We start from the raw sequence: 15,886 nt of genomic DNA, 5'->3' as shown, positions 1-15,886 counted from the left end.
CGCACGCCGTGGAACCCGCAGTACATCGCCATCGACTGCGGCATTATCGGCAGCCTCACGCCCGAGGATCAGGACTACCTGGCGCGCAACCTGATCGCCTTCTTCAAGCGCGATTACCGCCGCGTGGCGCAGCTGCATATCGACTCCGGCTGGGTCCCGGCAGAAACCAAGGTCAACGATTTCGAGGCGGCGATCCGCACCGTGTGCGAGCCGATCTTCGAGAAGCCGCTGAAAGACATCTCCTTCGGCCAATTGCTGCTGCGTCTGTTCCAGACCGCGCGGCGCTTCAATATGGAAGTGCAGCCGCAGCTGGTCTTGCTGCAGAAGACCCTGCTGAATATCGAAGGTCTGGGCCGCCAGCTGTACCCGGACCTGGATCTGTGGAGCACCGCCCAGCCCTTCCTCGAACGCTGGATGCGCGAACGCGTAAGCCCGCTGCACCTGCTGCGCAACCTGCAGCAGCAGGCCGAGCAGGTGCCGCACCTGTCGCAGATTGCCCGCGATGCCCTGGAGCGGCTAAACCAGCAAGCGCCGGCCAGCCAGGCTCAGCCCGCACCGACTCGGCACTGGCCGGCACGCCTGCTCGGCGCCGTGCTGATCGGTGGCGCGGTCAGCCAGGGCTTGGCCTTGAGCCTGCTGGTCTGGCCCAGCTGGGCGATGCTCGCCGGCGGGGTCTATCTGGTGCTGCGCCGATAGCCACAACGAGGCTGCGCTGGCACACTAGGGCATTCCATAAACAAGCCCGCTGCGGGCGGAAATAGCGATGACTGACTGGCTCGACGAGATCAACTGGAACAGCGACGGCCTGGTACCGGCAATCGCCCAGGACCATAAGACCGGCCGCGTGCTGATGATGGCCTGGATGAACCGCGAAGCCCTGGCCCTCACCGCCACTGAGCAGCGCGCCATCTACTGGTCACGTTCGCGCGGCAAACTGTGGCGCAAGGGCGAAGAATCCGGCCATGTGCAGAAGCTGCACGAGCTGCGCCTGGACTGTGACGCCGATGTGATCATCCTGCGGGTCGAGCAGTTAGGCGGCATCGCTTGCCATACCGGGCGCGAAAGTTGCTTCTATCGAGTCTACGAAAACGCCGAGTGGAGGACCGTCGACCCGGTGCTGAAAGACCCGCACGCTATCTATGCCGCAGGACACAAACATGAGTGACACGGGCATGACCGACACCCTGAACCGCCTGGCCGAAGTGCTGGAGTCGCGCAAAGGCGCGGCCGCCGACAGCTCCTATGTCGCCAGCCTGTACCACAAGGGCCTGAACAAGATTCTGGAGAAGGTCGGCGAGGAATCGGTAGAAACCATCCTGGCCGCCAAAGACGCTGCCGCCAGTGGCGATTGCAGCGAGCTGATCTACGAAACCGCCGACCTGTGGTTCCACAGCCTGGTCATGCTCGCCGCCCTCGGCCAGCACCCCCAGGCGGTACTGGACGAACTGGACCGGCGCTTCGGCCTGTCCGGACACGCGGAAAAAGCCGCGCGCTCCGACGCTAACTAATCAACCTAACGAGGACTTCCGTACATGGGTATTTTCGACTGGAAACATTGGCTCATCATTCTCATCGTGGTGATCCTGGTGTTCGGCACCAAGAAAATGAAGAACCTCGGCTCCGACTTGGGCGAGACCATCAAGGGCTTTCGCAAGGCGATGAACACCGAAGAAGACGCGGCCAAGCCCACCGAGACGCCAGCACAGGCGAGTACTCCGCTAAACCAACCGCAGACCATTGACGGGCAGGCGCAGAAAGTCGAAGAGCCCGCCCGTAAAGACTGAGTCCAGCCCATGTTCGATATCGGTTTTTCCGAATTGCTGCTGGTGGGCGTAGTCGCCCTGGTGGTGCTCGGCCCTGACCGCCTGCCCGGTGCCGTGCGCACCGCGAGCCTGTGGATCGGCCGGATAAAACGCAGCTTCTTGTCGCTTAAACAGGAAGTGGAGCGCGAAATTGGTGCGGACGAAATCCGCCGACAGCTGCATAACGAGCAGATTCTCCAGCTGGAACGTGAGATGAATGCCATGAAGCAGAGCCTCACCGCGCCAGCCAGCAGCCTTGCCGAGCCAAGCTCCGTTGCCGAAACCGGCACCGGCCCCAACCAGGATAAACCTCAACAACCATGAGTCGACTAGCGCACAGCGATCAGGAAATGCCCCTGGTATCGCACCTGACCGAATTGCGCACCCGTCTGTTGCGCTGCGTGGTGGCGGTGCTGCTGCTGTTCGCCGGGCTGTTCTACTTTGCCCAGGACATCTACACCCTAGTCTCGGCACCGCTGCGCGCCTACCTGCCGGAAGGCGCGACCATGATCGCCACCGGCGTCGCCTCGCCGTTCCTCACCCCGTTCAAGCTCACCGCCTGGATCGCCCTGTTCCTCAGCGTGCCGGTGATACTGCAGCAGGTCTGGGGCTTTATCGCGCCGGGCCTGTACAAGCATGAGAAACGCATCGCCGTGCCGCTGCTGGTCTCCAGCATCTTCCTGTTCTACGGCGGCATGGCTTTCGCCTATTTCCTGGTGTTCCCGATCATTTTCCACTTCTTCGCCAGCGTGACCCCCGAAGGCGTGGCGATGATGACCGACATCAACGAATACCTGGACTTCGTGCTGACCCTGTTCTTCGCCTTCGGCGTGGCCTTCGAGATACCCATCGCCACCTTCCTGCTGATCTGGGTGGGTATAGTCGAGGTGGAAACCCTGCGCAGAAGCCGGCCCTATGTGATAGTCGGCTGCTTCGTGGTCGGCATGGTGCTGACGCCGCCCGACATCTTCTCGCAGACCCTGCTGGCGGTGCCGATGTGGCTGCTGTTCGAGGCCGGCCTGCTGTGTGGCAGCCTGATCAAACGCCACGACGAACATAAGACCGAGGACGCCGATCCCGAGTCCAACGACCAGCCCCCTGCCCCGCTGCCGTGAATCTGCTGCTGCTGGAAGACGGCGACTTTATCGCCGCTGATCGCGTGCTCTTGAGCGGCCGCCGCCTCAAGCACCTGCATGAGGTGCACCGCGCCGAAGCCGGCGACAGCCTGCGGGTCGGCCGCCTAAATGGCTGGATGGGCACTGGCCAGCTGTTACGCCTGGAGGCCGAGCAGGCCGAACTGTCGGTCCAGCTCGACCAGCCGCCACCGAGCAAACTGCCGCTGACCCTGCTGCTGGCCCTGCCGCGACCGAAGATGCTGCGCCGCGTGCTGCAGACAGTCAGCGCCATGGGCGTGCCCAGGCTGATTCTGCTGAACAGCTACCGGGTGGAGAAGAGTTTCTGGCAGACCCCCTTTCTCGAACCGGCGGCGATCCGCGAGCAACTGATACTCGGCCTGGAACAGGCCCGCGATACAGTGCTGCCGGAAATCATTATCGAGAAGCGCTTCAAGCCCTTTGTCGAAGACCGGCTCGGCCAGCTGGCCGCCGGCTCCCTGGGCCTGATCGGCCACCCCGGTGCCTACCCGGCCTGCCCCCGCGCGGTGGACCAGCCGGTGACCCTGGCCATAGGCCCGGAAGGCGGCTGGATTCCCTACGAAGTGGAAAAGCTGCAGGAGGCCGGCCTGCAACCGGTGCAACTGGGCGAACGCATTCTGCGGGTGGAAACCGCGGTGACCGCCCTGCTGGCGCGCTTGTTCTAATCCTGCGTCTGCCGGGCGTGCCAATGCCCCGGCAGCAATTGGCCCTTAAGCGCCGGCGCTTCCTCCAGCAGCACATCCCGCGGCTCCAGCGGCTCACCGCAGTCGGAACAGACCAGCACGCCATGCATCGGCTGACCACAGCCACGGTGGATATGCCGGATCGGCGCGCCCTCGACGCCGCTCATATGGCGGTCGCCCCAGTTCACCAGGGCCAGGATGGCCGGATACAGATCGCGGCCCTTGGCGGTCAGGCGATACTCCTCACGCAGCGGTCGCTGCTGATAGGCCACCTTGTCCAATACCCCGGCCTCCACCAGCTTTTTCAGGCGCTCGGCCAGTACATGGCGGGTAATGCCCAGGCGCTTCTCGAATTCGTCGAAACGACGGATACCGAGAAAACTTTCCCGCAGCACCAGCAAGGTCCAGCGGTCGCCGACCACCGACAGGGTGCGGGCCAAGGAACAGGGTTGTTGCTCGAGTTCTTCCCAACGCATTGCTCAATCTCCGACAGCTATACCTCACCATAGCTTGACAGGTTCCAAAATGGAACCGACTATCAAGCCAGGTTCCAAAATAGAACTGACGGAGAACGCGATGACCGAACGCAAAGCAATACTGGTGGTAGGGGCCGGCGACGCCACGGGCGGCGCCATCGCCAAGCGCTTCGCCCGCGAGGGCTATGTGGCCTGCGTGGCGCGTCGGCATGCCGACAAGCTGACCCAGCTGGTGGCCGATATCGAGGCCGCCGGCGGCGCCGCGCGGGCCTTCGGCTGCGATGCGCGGATCGAGGAGCAGGTGATCGAACTGTTCGCCTCCATCGAACGCGAGGTCGGCCCCCTGCATGCGGTGGTGTTCAATATCGGCGCCAACGTGCAGTTCTCCATCACCGAGACCACCGAGCGGGTCTACCGCAAGGTCTGGGAGATGGCCGCCCTGGCCGGCTTCCTCACCGGCCGCGAAGCGGCGAAAGTCATGCTGCCGCGCGGCCAGGGCAGCATCATCTTCACCGGCGCCACCGCCTCCCTGCGCGGGCGCGCCAACTTCGCCGCCTTCGCCAGCGCCAAGTTCGCCCTGCGCGCCCTGGCCCAGAGCATGGCCCGCGAGCTGGGTCCCAAGGGCATCCATGTCGCCCACCCGATCATCGACGGCGCCATCGACACCGCCTTTATCCGCGAGACCTTCCCCGAGCTGTACCAGCGCAAGGAGCAGGACGGCATCCTCAACCCCGAGCATATCGCCGAGACCTACTGGCAGATCCACTGCCAGTCGCGCGATTGCTGGGTGCATGAGCTGGATTTACGCCCCTGGACGGAAACCTTCTAAGAACCTGTTTACGATCTGCTGCGCGTCGGCCATGCCGCGTTAGAAATGACCTCGGGATGCTCATTTACAGTCGTAAACTCCGCTCCCTCGGCCATTTCTGCCTTGCCTGGCTCTAGCTCGCGAGATCGTAAACAGATTCCAGGTGCCACTCATTGCCCAGCCCCAACAAGCAGGAAAACAAGATGAGCAAAACCGTTGAGTTCTTTTTCGATTTCGGCAGCCCGGCCAGCTACCTGGCCTGGACCCAGTTATCGCGCATTGCCAGCGAGGCCGGGGCGCAGATCGTCTGGCGGCCGATGCTGCTGGGCGGCGTATTCAAGGCCAGCGGCAACCAGTCGCCGGTGACCGTTCCAGCCAAGGGCCGCTATATGCTGCAGGACCTGGCGCGCTTCGCCACACGCTACGGCGTGGCCATGACCTTCAACCCCTACTTCCCGATCAATACCCTGGTATTGATGCGCGGCGCGGCCGGTTATCTCGGCAGCGAGCGCTTCCTGCCCTATGTGCAGACCATCTTCGAGGCGCTGTGGGTGCAGCAGAAGAACCTCGGCAAGCCCGAGGTAGTGGCCGAGGTGCTGAGCGCCGCCGGTTTCTCCCCCGCCGAGTTCGAGCAACTGGTCAACGACGAAGCGGTCAAGCAACGCCTGAAAGACAACACCGAGGAAGCGGTCAAGCGCGGCGCCTTCGGTGCTCCGACCTTCTTTGTCGGCAGCGAAATGCATTTCGGCCAGGACCGCCTCGACTTCGTCGCCGAAGCCCTGGCGCGGAGCAGCTAGCGCACTTCACCTGGGTGGCCGGCAGCGCTATGGTCAGCACAAAGCCTATGCGGAGAGCAGACCATGCGCCCTGTCACCCTGGACCTGCCGCGTATCGAACAGCTGATGCTCGGCCAGGACGCTGCCGAGCACTTTCTCGACCTGCACACAGGCGAGGTGCTGAGCCTGGCCACGGGCCAACCCAAGCCAGGCAGCGAAGAGAAATATCAGGTGCAGCCGGACCGCTACCTGGCCATCGAGCCCCTGGGACTGGAGGAACGCCTGGCCCTGCGCCAGGCCTTTCTCTTCGGCCTGCACGACGCAGCCGCCCATAGCCTGCTGAGCCTGGCCCTGGCCGGCCGCAAGCCACTGCGTAGCTTCGATTATCAGCTGGAAAGCCTGCCCCGGGTGCGCCAGGCCTGGCTGACCTATCAGCAGCAACGCATACGCGAGCACGCGCTGGAGTGGTTGCAGATGCAGGGGCTGGAGTTGGCGCAGCAGCGTGAACCGCGCGCTTAGACTTGCAGGAGAAAGGTCACCGGCCCGTCATTAACCAGATGCACCTGCATATCGGCGCCGAACTGGCCGGTGGCGACCTGTGGGTGTTTGCTGCGGGCCTGTTCGACCAGCAGCTCGAACAGCTCGGCGCCCAGGGCCGGGGGCGCGGCGCTGGAGAAACTCGGGCGCAGGCCGTTCTGGGTATCGGCGGCCAGGGTGAATTGCGACACCAGCAGCAGGCCGCCGCCGACATCGCTCAGCGACAGGTTCATCTTGCCCAACCCATCGCCGAACACCCGATAGTTGAGCAACTTGTGCAGCAGCTTGGCGACGCTGGCCGGGCTGTCTTGCGGCTCGACCGCGACCAGCGCCAGCAGGCCCTGGTCGATGGCGCCGACTGTCTCGCCCGCCACTTCCACCCGCGCGCCGCGTACCCGTTGAATCAGTGCCTTCATGCTTCGTCGGGAGCCAGGTTGAGCAGGCGCCTGGCCAGTTCATCCGCCGCGCGTACCAGGGCATCGACTATGCCGGTCTCGGCCGCCGCGTGGCCGGCGTCGCGGATGATCTGCAGCTCGCTGTTGGGCCAGGCCTGATGCAGCGCCCAGGCGTTGTCCAGCGGACAGATCACATCGTAGCGACCATGCACTATCACCCCGGGCAGATGGGCGATCTTCGGCATATCGCGCAGCAGCTGATCCGGCTCGAGGAAGGCGTTGTTGACGAAGTAATGGCATTCGATGCGGGCGATCGACAGGGCGCGATGGGCGTCGCTAAAGCGGTCGACCACCTGCGGATTGGGCCGCAGGGTGGCGGTGCGCCCTTCCCAGGTCGACCAGGCCTTGGCCGCATGCATCTGGGCGATCTGGTCGGGGCCGGTCAGGCGTTTGTAGAAGGCCTGCATCAGGTCGCCGCGCTCCTCCGCCGGGATAGGTGCCAGATAGTCTTCCCAATAGTCGGGGAACAGGCGGCTGGCGCCTTCCTGGTAGAACCAGTGAAACTCCTGCGGGCGGCAGAGGAAGATGCCGCGCAGAATCAGGCCATGCACCCGCTGCGGATGGGCCTGGGCGTAGGCCAGGGCCAGGGTCGAGCCCCAGGAGCCGCCGAACAGCACCCACTTGTCGATGCCCAGGTGTTCGCGGATACGTTCCATATCCGCGATCAGCGCCTGGGTGCTGTTGTGTTCCAGGCTGGCATGGGGCGTAGAGCGGCCGCAGCCGCGTTGATCGAAGGTGACGATGCGATACAGATTGGGATCGAAGTAGCGCCGGCTGGCGGCATCGCAACCGGCGCCGGGGCCGCCATGAATAAACAGCACGGGCAAACCGTCCGGCGAACCGCTCTCGTCGACATAGAGCACATGCGGTTCCTGCACCGCCAACTCGTGGCGGGCATGGGGTTTAATCTCCGGATACAAGGTCTGCATGGCATGCTCCTGAATTGATGCGTAGCGTCGACTGCTGCGCGAAAGCTCTACGCGTGTCGCTGCCGTTTAACGCCCTGCCGGGCATCATAACCATGAAACAGGAGTTCAGCATGCCAACAAGGTTATTTGCCCTCGCTTTCCTGATGTTTTGCGCCCTGCTCAGCGGTTGCGGCGGCCAGGATGACCCGCAAGCCGCCCTGGAAGCCGCGGTGCAACAGCTGCAGGACAACCTCGAAGCGAAGGACACCGGCGCCGTGCTCGACCAGCTGCACCCGCAGTTTACCGCCCAGCAGGAGTTCGACCGCGAATGGGCGAAGCGCACCATGCTGTTGCTGTTTATGCGGCACAAGAAGGTCAAGGTGCTGGCCCTGAGCAAGGACAGTCAGATCGACCCGACCTACCGCGACAAAGGCCACAGCGAAGTCCAGGTCGCCCTGGCCGGCGCCGAAGGCCTGATCCCCGACAGCGCGCGCCACTACAGCGTGAAAATGCAATGGTGGCTGGAAGGCGATCAGTGGCAGCTGGCGCGCCTGAGCTGGGAATAGCGGCTCAGCGGCCTGCTAAAACAGCCAGGGGATAAACATCTTGCTGCGCCCCATATAGTCGCGATAGGCCTCGCCGAACTGCAGCAGGCATTCGGCTTCGTCGCGCTTGGCGGTCAGCCACAGCGCCAGGCTGGCCAGCAGCGCCAGAATCAAGCTCGCCCCATTCGGCTGCTTGCAGGCCACGCCCCAGGCCAGCAACAGCAGCGAGGCGTACAGCGGGTGGCGGATCAGGCGAAAGATGCCCGTGGTGACCAGTTGCGAGGTGCGCTCGAAGGCGAACAGCTCGGCGTCCGCGCGCTGCCCATCCGGCCGCCCCATACGGCGCAACTGATAAAGGCCGGCAAACAGCAGCAGCAAGGAGGCGAACAGCAGCAGCCAGGACAGGCGCTGATGCAGGGCAAAACGGTCGACAAACCAGACCGGCCCATTGAGCACCAGCAAGGCCAGAATCGCCTCCCAGGCGAAGAAACGGTAGAAACCGTGGGACTGCGGACGGCGCAGCGCCTGCCAGGACAGCGCCAGCAGAATCAGCGTTCCCACGATAAAAACCAAAGCCTGCAACCAGCCCATAGACACTCCCCGCCTCCCGATACCCAGTCAAAGCCAGGCGCTGCGTGAGCTGCAGCCCCTCTGTTACACTGCCGGCCTCTTTGTATCGGCCGCCCGCAATGGATCGCACTCAACTGCACAGCCTGCTGCCCCATCAAGGCTCGGCCCTCTGGCTCGACGGCCTGCTGGCGCATGACAGCCTGAGCATCCAGGGCCTAAGCGCCTGGAGCTATCTAGACGCCTTTGGCCCCGACGCCTCGCCCTGCCTGCTGTTCGAGGCCGCCGCCCAGCTGTGCGCCGCGCATGGTGCCCTATACGGCGACGCCAGCGCCATTGAAATGGCCCTGGTCGGCAAGCTCTCGCAGCTGCAGTTGCACCACGAACCGGCGCAGCGCCAGGGTGCGTTGCGCATCAGCGCCAAACAAGAGGTGCTGAGCCCGGCCGGCGCCCTCTACGCCTTCAGTATCCACGCCGAAGAACAGCTGCTGCTGGACGGCAAACTGCTGCTGGTACTGATCCGTGCTTGAACTGTGCAACCTCGGCTATAGCTACCCAGGCGCAAGCCGCCCGGCACTGCAGGGCATCAACCTGCAGCTGCAGGCCGGCGAATGCCTGGGCCTGCTCGGCAGCAACGGCGCCGGCAAGACCACCCTGCTGTCGTTGCTCAGCGGCGTATTGGCGCTGCAACAGGGCGAGCTGCGCTGGAGCGACCATCCCAGCCTGGGCCTGGTGCCGCAACAACTGGCCTTCTATGCCGGGCTCAAGGTGCGCGAGAACCTCGAGCTGTTCGCCGATCTCTATCGCCTGCGCGGCAGCGAGCGGCGCCAGCGTCTGCAGCACTGCATCGCCATCTGCGCCCTGGAAGACAAACTGGCGCGGCGCAGCGAACAGCTGTCCGGCGGCGAACAACGTCGACTGAATTTCGCCATCGGCCTGCTGCAACCGGCCGAGCTCTATCTGTTCGACGAGGCCACGGTGGGCGTGGATGCCGGCAGTCGCCAGCAATTGCTCGGCGCCGTGGAACAGCTGACGGCCGAGGGCAAGGCGGTGATCTACACCAGCCACTATCTGGAAGAAGTCGAGCGAGTGGCGCAACGCATCCTGCTGCTGCACGAAGGCCAGGTGCGCCTGGACCTGGACAAGCGCCAGCTGCTCGGCGACGACCACGGCCTGCTGCTGGAATGGCCGGGGGCTGCACCAGTTGGCCTGGATGCCCTGCTCGCGCGTCTGCAACTGACGGCCGAAGCCCTGCCCAAGGGCCTGCGCATTCCCGCCCTGAACGGCCAGCAGCTGCTGGCCATCACAGAATTTATCGCCGCCCAGGAAGGTCTGCCCAACCTGCTGCGCTTCGGCCGGCCGTCGCTCGAGCAACTCTACCTGCGCCTTAACGGAGGCCGGCTATGAGGCTCTGGGCGAGGCTCTGGGCATTGCTGCGTAAGGAAGTGCTGTTGCTGCTGCGCGACCCCCATGCGCTGGCCGTACTGTTTATTATGCCGACGCTTTTTCTGCTGCTGATGGCCGGGGCCATGTCCAGCTATATGCAGGACAAACCGCCGGCGCTGCGCCTGATTATTGAAACGCCGCAAGCCGACGACGCCAACCAGTTCTTCCGCGAGGCCCTGCAAGCCCAGCTGCCGGATAGCCAGTTGCTCAGTGACAGCGACGAACGCCTGGCGCGCGTGCGCCTGCCCAAAAACTTCTCCAACAAGCTGCTGGACAGCCCGCACCAGGGCCCCAGCCTGAGTTTCCCGGCGCAGTTCGACAAGCTGTCGCGCCAGCGTCTGCATAGCGCGGTAAGCATCGCCCTGGCGCAGACCCGCTTGCTGGCCTATCTGGAAGACAGCGGCGTGGTCGATGCCGAACTGAGCCGCGCCCAGCGCCTACAACTGGTGCAGCAGCGCACCCAGAGCCAGATCGACGAGCAGGAACAACTGGCCAGCGGCGACCTTAGCGGTCGCGCCAACGCTACCCAGCTGAGCGTGCCGGCCTGGCTGATCTTCGGCATGTTCTTCGTGGTGCTGCCCATGGCCGGCGGCTTCCAGCGCGAGCAGCAAAGCGGCACATTGCTGCGCCTGCGCTGCCTGGGGCTGAATCTCGGCACTCTGGTGCTAAGCAAGTTGCTGCCGTACTTGGCGATCAATCTGCTGCAATTTGTCCTGCTGTTGGGCATAGGCGTCTATGGCTTGCCCCTGCTCGGCCTGCCGGCGCTGAGCCTGCCCGGCAGCGCCATGGCCTACCCGCTATTGGCCATCAGCATCGCCCTGGCTACCTGCAGCCTGGGCCTGCTGCTGGCCGCATTGGCGCGCAGCAGCGAGCAGGCACTGCTGCTCGGCGGCGGCATCAATATCCTCCTCGCCGCGATTGGCGGGATCATGGTGCCGAAAAGCGTGATGCCCGCGGCCATGGCCCAGCTGGCGGAAATCTCCCCCATGAGCTGGGCGCTGGACGCCTTTCTCACCCTGCTGGTGGGCCACGGCTCGCTGGCCGACATCGCCCCCTACTGCGCGCGCCTGCTGCTGTTTGCAGCGCTGTTCGGCATAGGCGGGCTGCTTCTGTTCACTCGACGAGTACGGCACACGCAATGGACCACTCACTACTAGAACAACAACTCAAGCAACTGCTGATTCGCGAGTGCGACAAGGAAGACGATATCGACTGGCAGAGCATCGCCGACGACGAGGCGCTGTTCGGCCCCAAGAGCCGCATCCAGATGGACAGCCTGGACGCCCTGCAAGTCTCCCTGGCGCTGCAACAGCATTACGGCGTGCGCATCGAAGGGGCCAAGGACGGCCGGCGTATCCTCACTAGCATCGCCAGCATCGCCGCCTATATCAGGCAACAGCAGTGACCCCGGTCCATCTGCAACGCGCGGCCCTGCACTGCGCCCTGGGCGAGGACCTGAGCACTGCCGCCCTGGCACTGCAGCAGGGCAGGCAGGCGCAGGCCGGGCAGTTCCAGCTGCATGAACTGCAGGAGCCGCGTCTCTATCTGTACGCAGCCCAGACTGGCGAAAGCCTGGCGCAGCGCCTGGATCGCCTGATCGACGAGTGCCTGGGCGCGAACGCTCAGGCCCTGGATGACTGCCTGCTGATAGTCGCCAGCACCAGCCTGGATATCGGCGAACTGGAAGCCCTGACCAGTAGCCAACAAGGCTTTAGTCCCGCGGACTCGACCAGCCTCGATTCGCTGGCCAGCCAGTTGCGCCAACGCTGGGGCTTTGCCGCTGCCTTTACCCTGAATACCGCCTGCACCAGTGCCGCCAACGGCCTGCTATATGGCGCCCGGCTGATCAACGCCGGCCAGTACCGCCGCGCCCTGGCGCTGAGTTTCGAGACGCCCAGCGCCATCGCCATGCAAGGCTTCGGCGCGCTGGCCCTGAGCAGCCCCAGCGGCCAGTACCGGCCCTTTCATCCCGAACGCGACGGCCTGGTGCTGGGTGAGGCCTATGCCTGCGTGCTGCTCGCTGCTGAGCCTGGCGAAGCCCCCTTGGCGCGCCTGTTGGGCGGCTTTAGCGCCTGCGACACCAGCAACCTGACCACCACCCGCGAGGACGGCAGTCATATCCATTGGGTCATGCAGCAGGCTCTGCGCAGCGCCGGCTGCACGGCCGAGCAAATCGAGCTGGTCAAACTGCACGGCACCGCCACCACGGCCAATGATCAGGCCGAAAGCAATGGCATGCGCCTGCTGTATGGCGAACGTATGCCGGCGCTAAGTCTGCTCAAGCCCTGGCTCGGCCATACCCTGGGCGCCTGCGGCCTCAGCGAAAGCCTGCTGCTATTGCGCAGCCTGCAACTGGGCCCGTTGCCGGCCGTGGACTACGCCGCCGAAGCTCTGCTGCCGCTGGCCGCACAGCCACAAAGCCTGAGCCCGGACAGCCTGCTGCTGGCCAATTTCTTTGGCTTTGGCGGCAATAATGCCAGCCTGGTTGTGCAGGGTTGCAACACGGGAGAACAGCCATGCCGGTAGTAGCCGCCAGCGAGATCCGCGGCCTGGCCGCCAGCAGCGATAAAGAGCTGAAAACGGCCCTGGGCCAATGGCTGGACAACCCGCCACGGCGCATCGACCGCCTGATTCTGCAATGCCTGCTGGCCGCCGCGCCGCTGAAACAGCAGGTGCGCAGCAGCTGCGGCCTGTACCTGGCCTCCGCTCACCCGGCGCGGGCCACCATGGGCGCGCTGCTGGAGGCGGTATGCGTGCAGCACAAGCAGCCCAAGCCCTTCGAGTTCGTCAACAGCGTGAGCAATGCCGCCGGCTTTCATATCGCCCAGCAGCTGGGCATGGAAGGGCCGAATCTGTTTATTGGCGCGGGCGAGGGGGTCTGGTCGCACCTGCTGGCCCTGGCCAATCTGGACCTGCAGGACGGCCTGACCGAGCAGGCATTGCTGCTGGTCTGTGATGAGCGGGGGGATTTCTGCGTGCAGGCGCTGCTGTTGGAAGGTGCGACAGACGCGGCGCCAGCCGCCGACTTTGCCGGGCTAAGCGGCGCTATCGAGGTTCAGCGCCTGCGTCTGTAGGGTGGATGACGCTGTTTTCATCCACCTGTGGCGTTGATCGGTGGATCGATAAAGCGCGATCCACCCTACCGCTTGCTCCAGGCTGCCAGCTCCTGCATCAGGCCGCGTTCCTGTAGGGCGATACCGCGCAGGCTTTCCGCAATGGGGGCGAAGTTCGGCGCCTCGCCCTTGTTGCGGCTGGCGCGCACGCAGGCCGAGGCGAACTGGCGCCAGTTATCGCCAATCGCCGTCAATTGCACCGAGGCCTCCTGCAAGCTGGCATCGCCAAGCTTCTCCCCGGCCTCCTGCAGAAAGCTCGCGTACATAAAGCGGAAACCGGCGCCGCCTGTGCCTATCTCTTCCTGCATGCGCACTATATGGGTCAGGTACAGGCGGTTGTATTTGCTCTGCGCCGGGTCGAGCTTGTCGATCTGTTTTGCTAGATGCTGGATGCCGCGAATGCCGATCCAGGGCAGCGGCATGCCATCGAGAATGCGCGTGGTCGACAGCAGGCTCTGGCGGATCAGCTTGTTCCAGTCCTGCTCCAGCGGCACCTCGTCGAGCCAGTACATCAGGCCCTTGGCGGCCAGCGCGCCCTTGGCGAAGCGGGCCTTCTGCAGGTCCTCGGCGGCGCAGCGCACCGGTTGCTCGAACACCGGGTCGCTGATCAGGTAGTCGTTGCCCTCGCGGCCGTAGGCCAGCAGGTTGTGCGCGTTGAAGTGAAAACGCATCTCCGGCGGAAAGTACGGCAGCCAGAACACCGAGCTCTGCAGGCCGGCCAGGCGGCCGGAGTCCAGCGCCGCATCCAGCTCGCGGCGGCCCTGCTCAGGGTTGCCGAAGGTGCGGCTGTGCAGGCGCGCGCCGAGGCGCTTGCTCAGGGTCTTGATCAGGTGCTTGGGCGGCATGCGATAGGCGATCAAGGGCATACCGCTGAGCTTGACGATCGGCAGGTAGGCGAAGGCCAGGCCCGAGGCCAAACCGAAGGCCATGGGCTCGCTCATCGGCAGGCCGGCGTGGGTCAGCAGGCTGGCCATCACCCCGCTCTCGCAGTGGGCGCTCTGGCGGTGCTGGAAAGGCTGCTCGAAGCTGCTCATACCGGGTCCTTCTGGTAAGCGATCAATTGTGCGGCGGGCAGGCCGAAGGCCTCGGCGTAACGCGCCAGAATGGCGGCCGACAAGCGGCGATAAATGCTCGGGCGAAAATGCCGGCGAATCCGCCATTGCCACAGCCCGGTGATCTGCGCAAGCGCCGGCTCATCCAGGCGGTAGCGGTACATCAGGCACTTCAGCGGCGACTGCTGGCCCGCCTGCCAGGCCGCCAGGGCCTCGGCTTCCTGTTCCTGCAGGGCGGCTACGGCCAGCTGGGTGGCGAAGGCCTCCGGCTCCCAGCCATCGCTCTGCGCGCGCTGGTACTGGCCGCTGGCATCCACCGCGTAGACCAGCTTGCTGTGGCCGCCGTAGGTGGAACTCTGGTCCTGGGGAACTTCGTCAAGTTTCATGGCTTATCACCGTCCTGGCCAACCACAGTCAGCTGCATAAAGGCACTGGAGAAACGCCCGCTTTCCGGCACATAGCAGAGCAACCGCTGACCGCTGCGCAGCTGGCCTGAGCGGAACAACTCGTCGAGCATGATAAAGATCGAGGCCGCGCCGGTGTTGCCCTTGCGGGTCAGGTTGCTGAACCAGCGCTCCTGCGGGATCGGCAGGCCGGCATTGGCCAGGCCCACGGCCAGGCGCTCGCGGAAGAATTCCGAGCTGTAATGCGGCAGGAAGTAATCGATCGCCGCAGCACTCAGCTCGCGGCGCGCCATGATGCGCTTGAGCGTCTCTTCCACCGTGTATTTGACGATATTGTCGTTGAGCAGTTTGACGTTTTGCTTGATCGCCATCAGCGAACGGCGGTTGCGTTCGGCGCCGTCGAAACGGCTCCAGCCCTGCAGCTGGCCGTCCTGCATCTCGGCGCCGGCGTACATGCAGGGCGGCATCTGGTCGGCGAAGGAGAAGATGTCGATCCAGTCGACGCGCAGGCTCAGGCCGACGGTATTCGGCTGGCCTTGCAGCAGCACCGCGCCGGCGCCGTCGGAGAGCATCCAGCGCAAGAAGTCCTTCTCGAAGGCGATCTCCGGCTGGTTTTCCAGCTGTTCCACGCGGCTTTCGTATTCGCCGGTGAAGTTGCGCGCCAACATCAGGGTGGAGGCCACCTCCGAGCCGCAGGCCACGGCATTGCGGCTCTCGCCGCTGGCCACGCTCATCCAGGCATATTTCAGCGCGGTCATGCCGCACAGGCAGATGCCGGCGGTGGACACCACTTCGCAGGGCGGATTGCCCAGCTCGCCCTGCACCATCACCGCATGGCCCGGCATCACCTGGTCCGGCGAGGCGCTGCCGGCCACCAGGCAGTCGAGATCGCTCAATTGGAAGTCGCCGCCAACCAGGCCGCGAATCGCCGCGGCGCTGACCTGGGCATTGCTCATGCTCGGCTGGCCGCTGTGCGGGTCTATCGCATAGTGGCGCTGCTGGATGCCATTGCTGCGCAGGATCAGCTTGCGCGCCCGCGACGGCTTGCCGCCGACCAGGCCCAGGCGCGCTTCCATCTGCTCGTTGCCGACCGGGTCATGGGGCAGAAAGGCGCTGATGCGGTTGATAAATACGGGTTGTACCACGGGCACTCCTAGGGT

23 protein-coding genes and 1 pseudogene are annotated in these 15,886 nt (G+C 64.6%); 17 read left to right on the top strand and 7 right to left on the bottom strand.

The features are described 5' to 3' along the window. The 7 genes and pseudogenes from Q8Q83_RS07840 to Q8Q83_RS07810 all read left to right on the top strand — a co-directional run. Positions 1 to 696 (top strand): annotated as a pseudogene (locus Q8Q83_RS07840) (ubiquinone biosynthesis regulatory protein kinase UbiB); the annotation flags it as partial. 67 nt (positions 697 to 763) lie between these two features. Further along, a complete protein-coding gene (gene hisI, locus Q8Q83_RS07835) occupies positions 764 to 1,165 on the top strand; it encodes a phosphoribosyl-AMP cyclohydrolase (RefSeq protein ID WP_305622617.1) in 402 nt (133 codons plus the stop codon). Between the two features lie 7 nt (positions 1,166 to 1,172). Next, positions 1,173 to 1,508 (top strand): phosphoribosyl-ATP diphosphatase, encoded by a 336-nt coding sequence (locus Q8Q83_RS07830; protein ID WP_305622620.1) that lies wholly within the window; start codon positions 1,173 to 1,175, stop codon positions 1,506 to 1,508. Between the two features lie 24 nt (positions 1,509 to 1,532). Continuing rightward, positions 1,533 to 1,784 (top strand): twin-arginine translocase TatA/TatE family subunit, encoded by a 252-nt coding sequence (locus Q8Q83_RS07825; RefSeq protein ID WP_305622615.1) that lies wholly within the window; start codon positions 1,533 to 1,535, stop codon positions 1,782 to 1,784. A 9-nt stretch (positions 1,785 to 1,793) separates the two neighbouring features. Beyond that, positions 1,794 to 2,126: a Sec-independent protein translocase protein TatB gene (tatB, locus tag Q8Q83_RS07820; RefSeq protein WP_305622613.1), complete on the top strand. Its 333-nt coding sequence runs from the start codon at positions 1,794 to 1,796 to the stop codon at positions 2,124 to 2,126. Further along, the gene (gene tatC, locus Q8Q83_RS07815; RefSeq protein WP_305622611.1) at positions 2,123 to 2,917 is read left to right on the top strand and encodes a twin-arginine translocase subunit TatC; all 795 of its coding nucleotides are present in this window, start codon (positions 2,123 to 2,125) and stop codon (positions 2,915 to 2,917) included. Before tatB ends, tatC begins: the two co-directional genes overlap by 4 nt. After that, positions 2,914 to 3,621 (top strand): 16S rRNA (uracil(1498)-N(3))-methyltransferase, encoded by a 708-nt coding sequence (locus Q8Q83_RS07810; RefSeq protein WP_305622609.1) that lies wholly within the window; start codon positions 2,914 to 2,916, stop codon positions 3,619 to 3,621. The genes tatC and Q8Q83_RS07810 overlap by 4 nt, the downstream gene beginning before the upstream one ends. Here Q8Q83_RS07810 and Q8Q83_RS07805 read toward each other — a convergent pair. Beyond that, positions 3,618 to 4,115 carry a helix-turn-helix domain-containing protein gene (locus Q8Q83_RS07805; protein WP_305622608.1) on the bottom strand — a complete coding sequence of 166 codons (498 nt, stop codon included), beginning with the start codon at positions 4,113 to 4,115 and terminating at the stop codon, positions 3,618 to 3,620. The two genes, Q8Q83_RS07810 and Q8Q83_RS07805, sit on opposite strands and share 4 nt — an antisense overlap. 100 nt (positions 4,116 to 4,215) lie before the next feature. Between Q8Q83_RS07805 and Q8Q83_RS07800 the strand changes: the two genes are divergently transcribed. From Q8Q83_RS07800 to Q8Q83_RS07790, 3 genes are all read left to right on the top strand, one after another. Continuing rightward, on the top strand, positions 4,216 to 4,944 hold the full coding sequence (locus Q8Q83_RS07800; protein WP_305622606.1) for an SDR family oxidoreductase: 729 nt from the start codon (positions 4,216 to 4,218) through the stop codon (positions 4,942 to 4,944). A 182-nt stretch (positions 4,945 to 5,126) separates the two neighbouring features. Continuing rightward, the gene (locus Q8Q83_RS07795) at positions 5,127 to 5,720 is read left to right on the top strand and encodes a 2-hydroxychromene-2-carboxylate isomerase (protein WP_305622604.1); all 594 of its coding nucleotides are present in this window, start codon (positions 5,127 to 5,129) and stop codon (positions 5,718 to 5,720) included. 63 nt (positions 5,721 to 5,783) lie between these two features. Continuing rightward, complete coding sequence (locus Q8Q83_RS07790; RefSeq protein WP_305622603.1) at positions 5,784 to 6,218, top strand: UPF0158 family protein; 435 nt, start codon at positions 5,784 to 5,786, stop codon at positions 6,216 to 6,218. On the opposite strand, the gene dtd is transcribed toward Q8Q83_RS07790, so the two are convergent. Together dtd and pip are read right to left on the bottom strand one after the other, a co-directional pair. Continuing rightward, positions 6,215 to 6,652 carry a D-aminoacyl-tRNA deacylase gene (dtd, locus tag Q8Q83_RS07785; RefSeq protein WP_305622600.1) on the bottom strand — a complete coding sequence of 146 codons (438 nt, stop codon included), beginning with the start codon at positions 6,650 to 6,652 and terminating at the stop codon, positions 6,215 to 6,217. The two genes, Q8Q83_RS07790 and dtd, sit on opposite strands and share 4 nt — an antisense overlap. Beyond that, the gene (gene pip / locus Q8Q83_RS07780; protein ID WP_305622598.1) at positions 6,649 to 7,620 is read right to left on the bottom strand and encodes a prolyl aminopeptidase; all 972 of its coding nucleotides are present in this window, start codon (positions 7,618 to 7,620) and stop codon (positions 6,649 to 6,651) included. Before pip ends, dtd begins: the two co-directional genes overlap by 4 nt. Before the next feature lie 110 nt (positions 7,621 to 7,730). Here pip and Q8Q83_RS07775 point away from each other — a divergent pair, with 110 nt between their 5' ends. Next, positions 7,731 to 8,165, top strand: coding sequence for a hypothetical protein (locus Q8Q83_RS07775; protein ID WP_305622597.1), 435 nt, complete (start codon positions 7,731 to 7,733; stop codon positions 8,163 to 8,165). A gap of 15 nt (positions 8,166 to 8,180) precedes the next feature. Here the strand turns inward: Q8Q83_RS07775 and Q8Q83_RS07770 are convergent, their stop codons facing one another. Then, positions 8,181 to 8,705 (bottom strand): isoprenylcysteine carboxylmethyltransferase family protein, encoded by a 525-nt coding sequence (locus Q8Q83_RS07770; RefSeq protein WP_305622595.1) that lies wholly within the window; start codon positions 8,703 to 8,705, stop codon positions 8,181 to 8,183. Positions 8,706 to 8,833: 128 nt separating this feature from the next. Here Q8Q83_RS07770 and Q8Q83_RS07765 point away from each other — a divergent pair, with 128 nt between their 5' ends. The 6 genes from Q8Q83_RS07765 to Q8Q83_RS07740 are packed head-to-tail and all read left to right on the top strand — an operon-like array spanning position 8,834 to position 13,231. Further along, the gene (locus Q8Q83_RS07765; RefSeq protein WP_305622593.1) at positions 8,834 to 9,241 is read left to right on the top strand and encodes a beta-hydroxyacyl-ACP dehydratase; all 408 of its coding nucleotides are present in this window, start codon (positions 8,834 to 8,836) and stop codon (positions 9,239 to 9,241) included. Further along, positions 9,234 to 10,118 carry an ABC transporter ATP-binding protein gene (locus Q8Q83_RS07760; RefSeq protein WP_305622592.1) on the top strand — a complete coding sequence of 295 codons (885 nt, stop codon included), beginning with the start codon at positions 9,234 to 9,236 and terminating at the stop codon, positions 10,116 to 10,118. Before Q8Q83_RS07765 ends, Q8Q83_RS07760 begins: the two co-directional genes overlap by 8 nt. Then, positions 10,115 to 11,314: an ABC transporter permease gene (locus tag Q8Q83_RS07755; RefSeq protein WP_305622590.1), complete on the top strand. Its 1,200-nt coding sequence runs from the start codon at positions 10,115 to 10,117 to the stop codon at positions 11,312 to 11,314. The genes Q8Q83_RS07760 and Q8Q83_RS07755 overlap by 4 nt, the downstream gene beginning before the upstream one ends. Continuing rightward, positions 11,296 to 11,562 carry an acyl carrier protein gene (locus tag Q8Q83_RS07750; protein WP_305622588.1) on the top strand — a complete coding sequence of 89 codons (267 nt, stop codon included), beginning with the start codon at positions 11,296 to 11,298 and terminating at the stop codon, positions 11,560 to 11,562. Before Q8Q83_RS07755 ends, Q8Q83_RS07750 begins: the two co-directional genes overlap by 19 nt. Next, positions 11,559 to 12,683, top strand: coding sequence for a beta-ketoacyl synthase N-terminal-like domain-containing protein (locus Q8Q83_RS07745; RefSeq protein WP_305622587.1), 1,125 nt, complete (start codon positions 11,559 to 11,561; stop codon positions 12,681 to 12,683). Before Q8Q83_RS07750 ends, Q8Q83_RS07745 begins: the two co-directional genes overlap by 4 nt. Further along, on the top strand, positions 12,674 to 13,231 hold the full coding sequence (locus Q8Q83_RS07740; RefSeq protein WP_305622586.1) for a hypothetical protein: 558 nt from the start codon (positions 12,674 to 12,676) through the stop codon (positions 13,229 to 13,231). The genes Q8Q83_RS07745 and Q8Q83_RS07740 overlap by 10 nt, the downstream gene beginning before the upstream one ends. A gap of 65 nt (positions 13,232 to 13,296) precedes the next feature. On the opposite strand, the gene Q8Q83_RS07735 is transcribed toward Q8Q83_RS07740, so the two are convergent. Genes Q8Q83_RS07735 through Q8Q83_RS07725 form a run of 3 tightly spaced genes read right to left on the bottom strand, consistent with a single transcriptional unit; the run spans position 13,297 to position 15,871 of the window. Next, positions 13,297 to 14,304, bottom strand: coding sequence for a BtrH N-terminal domain-containing protein (locus Q8Q83_RS07735; RefSeq protein ID WP_305622584.1), 1,008 nt, complete (start codon positions 14,302 to 14,304; stop codon positions 13,297 to 13,299). After that, positions 14,301 to 14,708, bottom strand: coding sequence for a hypothetical protein (locus Q8Q83_RS07730; protein ID WP_305622582.1), 408 nt, complete (start codon positions 14,706 to 14,708; stop codon positions 14,301 to 14,303). Before Q8Q83_RS07730 ends, Q8Q83_RS07735 begins: the two co-directional genes overlap by 4 nt. Beyond that, the gene (locus Q8Q83_RS07725) at positions 14,705 to 15,871 is read right to left on the bottom strand and encodes a beta-ketoacyl-ACP synthase III (protein WP_305622580.1); all 1,167 of its coding nucleotides are present in this window, start codon (positions 15,869 to 15,871) and stop codon (positions 14,705 to 14,707) included. Before Q8Q83_RS07725 ends, Q8Q83_RS07730 begins: the two co-directional genes overlap by 4 nt. Positions 15,872 to 15,886 lie beyond the last annotated feature (15 nt).

Source organism: Pseudomonas sp. (assembly GCF_030696055.1).
Classification (GTDB): Bacteria; Pseudomonadota; Gammaproteobacteria; order Pseudomonadales; family Pseudomonadaceae; genus Aquipseudomonas.
This window is presented reverse-complemented; position numbering and strand designations above follow the sequence as displayed.